Source organism: Cyclobacterium sp. L-R (assembly GCF_056859355.1).
On record NZ_JBSXOH010000062.1, the window covers coordinates 1 to 6,632 of the forward strand.

General features: G+C 34.3%; 4 protein-coding genes. 2 read left to right on the top strand and 2 right to left on the bottom strand.

Going from position 1 to position 6,632, the window contains the following annotated elements; translation table 11 throughout:
• Positions 1-79: 79 nt before the first annotated feature.
• The gene (locus AC13EX_RS08585) at positions 80-991 is read right to left on the bottom strand and encodes a hypothetical protein (protein WP_482892343.1); all 912 of its coding nucleotides are present in this window, start codon (positions 989-991) and stop codon (positions 80-82) included.
• A gap of 412 nt (positions 992-1,403) precedes the next feature.
• On the opposite strand from AC13EX_RS08585, the gene AC13EX_RS08590 reads away from it, so the two are divergent.
• A complete protein-coding gene (locus tag AC13EX_RS08590) occupies positions 1,404-1,664 on the top strand; it encodes a hypothetical protein (protein ID WP_339678118.1) in 261 nt (86 codons plus the stop codon).
• A 242-nt stretch (positions 1,665-1,906) separates the two neighbouring features.
• On the opposite strand, the gene AC13EX_RS08595 is transcribed toward AC13EX_RS08590, so the two are convergent.
• Positions 1,907-3,817, bottom strand: coding sequence for a tetratricopeptide repeat protein (locus tag AC13EX_RS08595; protein WP_482892344.1), 1,911 nt, complete (start codon positions 3,815-3,817; stop codon positions 1,907-1,909).
• Between the two features lie 905 nt (positions 3,818-4,722).
• Between AC13EX_RS08595 and AC13EX_RS08600 the strand changes: the two genes are divergently transcribed.
• Positions 4,723-6,327 (top strand): hypothetical protein, encoded by a 1,605-nt coding sequence (locus tag AC13EX_RS08600; RefSeq protein WP_482892346.1) that lies wholly within the window; start codon positions 4,723-4,725, stop codon positions 6,325-6,327.
• Positions 6,328-6,632 lie beyond the last annotated feature (305 nt).

The following is a 6,632-nucleotide window of genomic DNA, read 5'->3' on the forward strand; positions in this document are numbered from 1 at the left end:
CAAAATTAGGTACCTGTTCCAAGTGAAGGGAAAGGTATGCCCCTAAACTGGTAAACCGACAGGCAACCGAGCCAGAAAATCAAAAACATTCAATTTTGAAACCCAAATAGTAAGCTAAAAGGCTTAACTTAATAGCATTGAGTGAGAGCCGAATAGCGGTAGACCAATATAAAATTGATTTTAGAGAGGTTAAAAAGTCATTTCTAATATTTTCAAGAGGAAATGAGTCGGGCCTATATAGGTTAGTGTTCCAAAAATATGATATTTCAGGTTTTAGTGCGTAACAAGAAAGGTGAATTTGGTTAGTGTGATCAAGCCTCCCCCATACTACTAAATCACTATGAAAATTACTACCGATTTCTTTAGCATATTCCCAACCAATTTTTCCTTCATTTTGAGAGGGTTGTTTAATAATTTCTAAATTCAAAAGTGATCCTTTTTGAAGTAAATTTAATTCATACTCCAATAAATCTGTAACTATTGGTTCATTCGAGAAAGGTTCCCAAAAGGGTAATAATATTATTCTTATTTTTTCAGAAGCCGAAAAAAATTTGCGGATAAAATAATTGAAACTTTTGTACCCTACCAATTCAGACACTTTGTCGAGAAACTCGATTGTTGGAAATTGGAACTGTTTATCAGGTGGAATATCTCGGAACTTCCCTTTTCTTGCCCCATGCCAAAAATGATAGCATGCCCTATTGCTATCATTTGTAAATGGGTAGTCTTCTGGATTTTTGTCTGTTAATAGATAAATTAAAAAATCTCTACATTCCTGACTTACTTTGTCTTTTTCTCCTAACGGGACATATTTATTGGGATCATTGGTAAAACCGTAGCAGTTATTGGATTCATACTCATAATCCATGAATTGCACCACTTTTTCCTGGACCTTAGTAGCCAATTTGTAAAGAGGAATGAACAAGTAATTTTCTTCCTCCCAATGCTTTATTAATAGCGGATTGTTTTCAATTAGGTTTCGGTAAGACATCTATCTTGTGTGTTTTTTTAAGTTTATACCATTTAGTTTGATAAAAAAATTAATTAATAATTTCTATTCATAGGTTGAATATTTCTATACATGGACCGATACCAATTTATACATGGTTCATAAATTCTTATAAATGAAGGTCAAATTTCTATCCATCATAAACAATATTTTATTTTAAATAATTTAAAAGTTCAATATAAACAACTGTTAAAACTTATAAATCCTTGCATAATTGTGTTAAATTCTCTATATTTGTATACAAGCGATTCAAAAGGAGTCGTCTCAACGTGTTCAGGGAAACCTTATGAATCGTCTTGAAATGTAGCTACAGGGCATTGTGAAAAACCGGATCGCTTCCTCGGAATGGAGCAATGCCCTTTAAATAGAGAAGCTTAACCTAAACACTAAGGTTATGTCTACTATTAATTGGTTGTTAAAGCTTCTATTGTTAATTTCAATATTTACCTTTAGTAGCTGTAGTTTAATTGATGATGAAGATTTTGGCAAAATAGAGGATGCCAAAACTGAATCATCAGTGAGTGATGAGAATTTTGGTAATACAAAGGATGCCACAACTAAATCATCAGTGAGTGATGAGGATTTTGGCAAAAAAAAGGAAACCAAAAAGGAGTCATCATTGAGAGATGAAGATACCCCTGGCAGGGGGAACTAAACATCTTGCTTTTGTTGAAAGAAGGTCTGATTATAATTAGGCCTTCTTTTTTATATTAGCATTACATTTATATATAATTGTGTTTACCTTTATCAAGGTAAGAAACAATTATAGCTTTCTGTATAAAATTTCGTGAACCACGTAAATTAATTCGTAAACCTATTGAAATTGTTCGTGAAATGGAAAAGATTCATCTTCATAGGAATGGGCATTTTTATTAATTATGGTTTTATTTTAGAAGCTTACTTCGGTAATACACTTTTGCCAATGGCTTTAAAAACCATTTGGTACCACGTTCCCTGATGCGCGAGAGATTTGATCTGAGCTTTTAGATCCATGGCAAATTTTTCTATAAGCCTAGTGCCGGTGCCTTTACCTGCCTGTCCATTGAAACCAACCCCATTGTCCTGATAATCAATTATGATATTTTGATCTCGCAGCTGAATCACAATTGTAATCTTAGGCTGTCCGATCCCTTCAAAAGCATATTTAAGGCTATTGTAAATCCATTCCGTTAAAATCATTGATATAGGAATAACAGCTGCTACGGGAAGTACAATTTCACCGGATTGATCATAAACAATTTCCACAGATCGGTTTTCCTTTTCAAGCATTTCTCTGTGTTGTTGCATCAGGCCTTGCAAGAATTCTCTTAAAGGAACTTCTTTCTCGTCTTCTATGCTAAACAAGTACCTTTCCAGTGAAGCAGCAGAATACAAAAGCTGTGTGGATCTTAGCATTTCCTGTTGAGCGGCATTGTCCGGAACTCTTCTTGCGATTTCTTTAATAATGCTTTGTAAGCGCATGATGTTGTTTGCGGTACGGTGCCTCAATTCCGTTTGTTGGAGGCTAATGGTCTCGTTTTTGGCGCCAATGATTTGAGTGAGCTTTTTCTGTCGTTTTAGGTTCCTAAAAACCCAAAATAGGAATAAGGTTAAAATAATTCCGAGTAAGGCAAGAAACAAACTGGTCTGTTGGAATTTACTACTCTGTAGTGCAAATAATTTAGCTTCCTGACTTATTTTCTGGTTTTCAAATTCCTTTTCTCGCAAAAGGTAGATATTGCTTATTTCTTCTACTTTTAGTTTTTCATCCTGAAACAATTGGTTGTTCAATGAGTCCAAGGATTTGTAGGTAGCAAGGGCTTCTTTGTATTGATTTTTACGTTCCAATAGCTTAAACCGTAGTTCAAGATTTTCCACCAAAAGTATCTTATTGGTAGTTTCCTTAAGAATAATCTCCCCAGAGTCCAAGTGTAGGGATGCCATTTTTAGGTCTCGTTTTTTGAGCCAATATTCCGCTAAATTATTGTGGCTAATCGCCAGGCCTTGACGATCGTTGGTCAGATGATTGATGCGGTAGGATTTTAAAATATAAGGGAAAGCTTCTTCAATCTTTTCTTGGTCCAAAAGAACGACACCTATATTATTATAGGTAGCAGATCTGTCTTTAGCTATGTTCTTTGGTGAGTTGATATCCAGCGCTACCAAATCTAGAACTGATTTAAAATAATAAAGGCTTGAATCCAAATGGTTGAAATGTTGGAAATTAACGCCCAGGTTGTTTAGCACATTGGCTATCTTTACGGTGTCTCCAAGGTCTTTGTAAATATTCAAAGACTTATGTAGCAGGTCAAGTGATTTTGGTTCATTTTGTGTATTTCGGTATAGGTTGCCCATAGAATTGTAAAGTGCAGCCTCTCGTACAAGGTCCGTTTGACCCAGAGCGAGGGCATCAAGTGCTTCCTGATAATTCTCAATAGCCAAACCATATAGACCTAAAAGTTGATAATTCAAGCCTATACTTCGTAAAAAGGTGCTCGTGCGACTATGGTCCCCTTGTGCTCTTGTATAGATAAGCGCCTGCTCATACTTAGTAATGCTATTCTGATATTGTCCCAAATGAAACAATACATAGCCTAAATCTCCAGCATATTGCCTTAGGTGTGTAGTGTCTTGATTATCTACTTCTTTTAAAGCATTTTCAAGCAATACCTTTGCTTCTTCATAATTCCCCTCGTTTATGCTAGCGTCAATTATTTTGTCTATCGGAGATTGCCTTGCTTCACTGAGGCTAATATAAAAGAATAGTGTCCCAAAAAATAAAGCTATTCGGAATATATTCAAAGAGGGTATATGCGAAACACTTTTCATTTTAAAGGAATCTTATAAGAGTAAACAAGGGCAATTGCTTTATCGGGTTTTATAAATATCTTTTATCTTTACCACATATGCAATATATCCTTGTGTAAAACCTGATATTGAAGCATGTTAATTCACTTTTACGGTCTTCATGGTAGGTTTTACGTATTTATATAGGAGGTTCACGAGTTTTATTGTTTCAATTATATGCTGTTTCCTATCTTGTAAGTGTTTAAAAATGGAGATAGACACTCCTAATTATTTAGATTTCCCTAAAAGGAAAAAGGACCTGGCTTTCCAGGTCCTATTGTTGAAAGGTATCTCTTCTTGGATAGTTTGAAGATACCCAGGGATATTTAGTGATTAATAAAACTTGCCTCGCCCAGCATCATCTTCGCTTTTTATGCTGTGATAATAAGTCTGGTTCTGTGGTAATGTAGCTTTCTCATTTACTGGATAGTCACGACTTCCAATGGTTGAAAACAACAAGATTTCGAATAATAATTTTAATGTGTTCATTTTATTATTGGTTTTATATAAAAGATGTATTTGGTGGATTGAGGTTAATTGTGTCATCAATTGATGCCTCAATCCAAGCCTGCTGGCTTATAGTTTCGTCCAATGATTTTTATTATCCGTATTATCGAAACTCAGGCATTTTTATCTATTATATTGCAAAAAATGTTCCTTAAGTAAGAAAAAGTATTAATAAACAAAGAGTGTTCAAGAGGTGAATTTACAGGTTTGAGAGGGGGTAATAATTTATAAAGAGGGGAATATCTATTGGCAAGAGGTTAAAAGGAGTTGTCAAGAGGGTAAACAACATGGTGAAGAGTTGATTTTTATTTTGGGTGATTTTAATTAAATTTAAAATGACTTTTTTTAGTATTGTAAACCCTCAATAAAAATGCATTTATATGTCCTATTTGAATTATATTGAACGCCATCCACTGTTTAAAAAATACCAAAATGATAGTACGAATGAAGATAATATTAAATGGAAATATGAACCCTTTTATGTTTTAGGTAAAAAGGTTGAACAAAGAGTAAAGGAGTTTTTACGGTATGAAAGAGAGGGTTACATTGATACCATCAAAAACAGGTACTCTAAAGTTTTAGCGGACTATATTCCATTCGATGTAATCGGTCCTGTTAATAAAGATCAAAAGTGGCACCTTAGATATTTGATAGAAGATTTATTAGGAAAAGAGGAATGGCCCTATACATCCAATGAAAATAGGGTGGCTGCTGATTTTTGGAATTCTGCTTTGTATTTTAAAGTGGATGTCGTAAATGAGAATAGGGATCCACCAGCATTTTCAAGCATGGAATTTCTCAATACCGTTGCTAAATTATGTAGATATGAGGATTTTGATGATTTTATTCACCAATGTTTTTCAAGAGACCTTGAGATAGACATTGTCTTATTGCCTTTTTTCTGTCAGGATTCTCTGTGTGCTCAATTGGAGGATGAATTGGAGCACATCTGCAAGGAGTTAAAACAATGTCCTGAGTATGATTTAAATATTGAACGACTTTCGGTTGATGAGTTTGAGGGCTTTACTAAATTTACAAATAGAGATGCGGAAAAGCATGGTGATATAAAAATGGCGGATTTTGTGATTTGGGGCAAAATGTTGAGCCCTAGCGAAGTCACATTAACTTTGAAAATATTAAAACCTGATATTAATTTTTTTGGAGATGGTTTCAGTATAAAAACAGATAACTTTAAATTTTTAACCTTCATAGGAGAGTTTAGGTCCAAACTTAAACAAATGATTTCATGGGCTTCTGCTATACGGCATTTTTATCAGGGTAATTATGCCGATTCCATTGCCTTACTGAAAGAGTTAATAGAATCTGGGTATGAGGAAATTGAATTGAATTTTCGCATTGCAGTGCTTTATGACCTGATGGAACAATCTGTAGACGCTAATCATTATTATTACAAAACGCTGAATCTAGTGGGTGTTAAAAAGGTAATAAAAGGTTTTCAAGGTCTATTTGATCTCAATTTTTTTCAAGTGATAGAGGCTATAACCACTGATTACATTAGAATTAATGGGGATTATATCAATAAGGAGAAGCTTTTAGATCCGAAAATAATGATTAATGAGGTTTTGATGCTAATGATTTTTGAAATCGTTAGGGTTAACCTTGCACTTAAACATAAAGATGAATTACCTAAGGAAGTTTTTGAACGAGTTTTAGTAAAGACCATCAATCAAATCCAGCCCAGTTGGTTGAAAACCAAATACAAGGATCTTTTCGGTAAGGCCTATTTTGAATTGGGTGTGATCAATGAGAATAGGTTAAAAGAACCTGGGGATATAGACCCTGAACAGGTATATGTGTATTATGAAAATGCTGCTTTAAATTTAGGTATATCCCATAAGGATCATCATTATGCATGTATTCGGTTTTTCAGGAATTACAAAAGAATGCAAAGAATCATTGATAGATTGAGAGAGGCCTTAGGAGAAGAGGATGATGTATTGAAGTTGTATATAAGTCTATTTTAAATTTAATGCTGGAGATTTAGCTTTGCTTGGAAAGCTTAAATGTAATAGGAACTTTTCTATCGTTTTCTCTTTATGATAATGAATTAGGTTAAACCTCGATTATGTAATAGGATTTCTCCGTCCTGACAATGATCAGAGGTAAAGCCTGTCCCGTGTTTACGGGAAGTGTTGCAATCGCAAGAAAATCAGGCTGTTTGAAGATTTTAGCATAGCACCGCTATGGTAAAATCTTCAAACAGCAACGAAGTGGCTGATTTTAAAGCGATTTCAGCACGTAATAGAATGTCTATTACATATTTCGGGTT

Bases quoted from the DNA above. Each gene is read 5' to 3' on its own strand.
- AC13EX_RS08585 (WP_482892343.1), bottom strand. From the start codon at position 991: ATGTCTTACCGAAACCTAATTGAAAACAATCCGCTATTAATAAAGCAT.
- AC13EX_RS08590 (WP_339678118.1), top strand. From the start codon at position 1,404: ATGTCTACTATTAATTGGTTGTTAAAGCTTCTATTGTTAATTTCAATA.
- AC13EX_RS08595 (WP_482892344.1), bottom strand. From the start codon at position 3,817: ATGAAAAGTGTTTCGCATATACCCTCTTTGAATATATTCCGAATAGCT.
- AC13EX_RS08600 (WP_482892346.1), top strand. From the start codon at position 4,723: ATGTCCTATTTGAATTATATTGAACGCCATCCACTGTTTAAAAAATAC.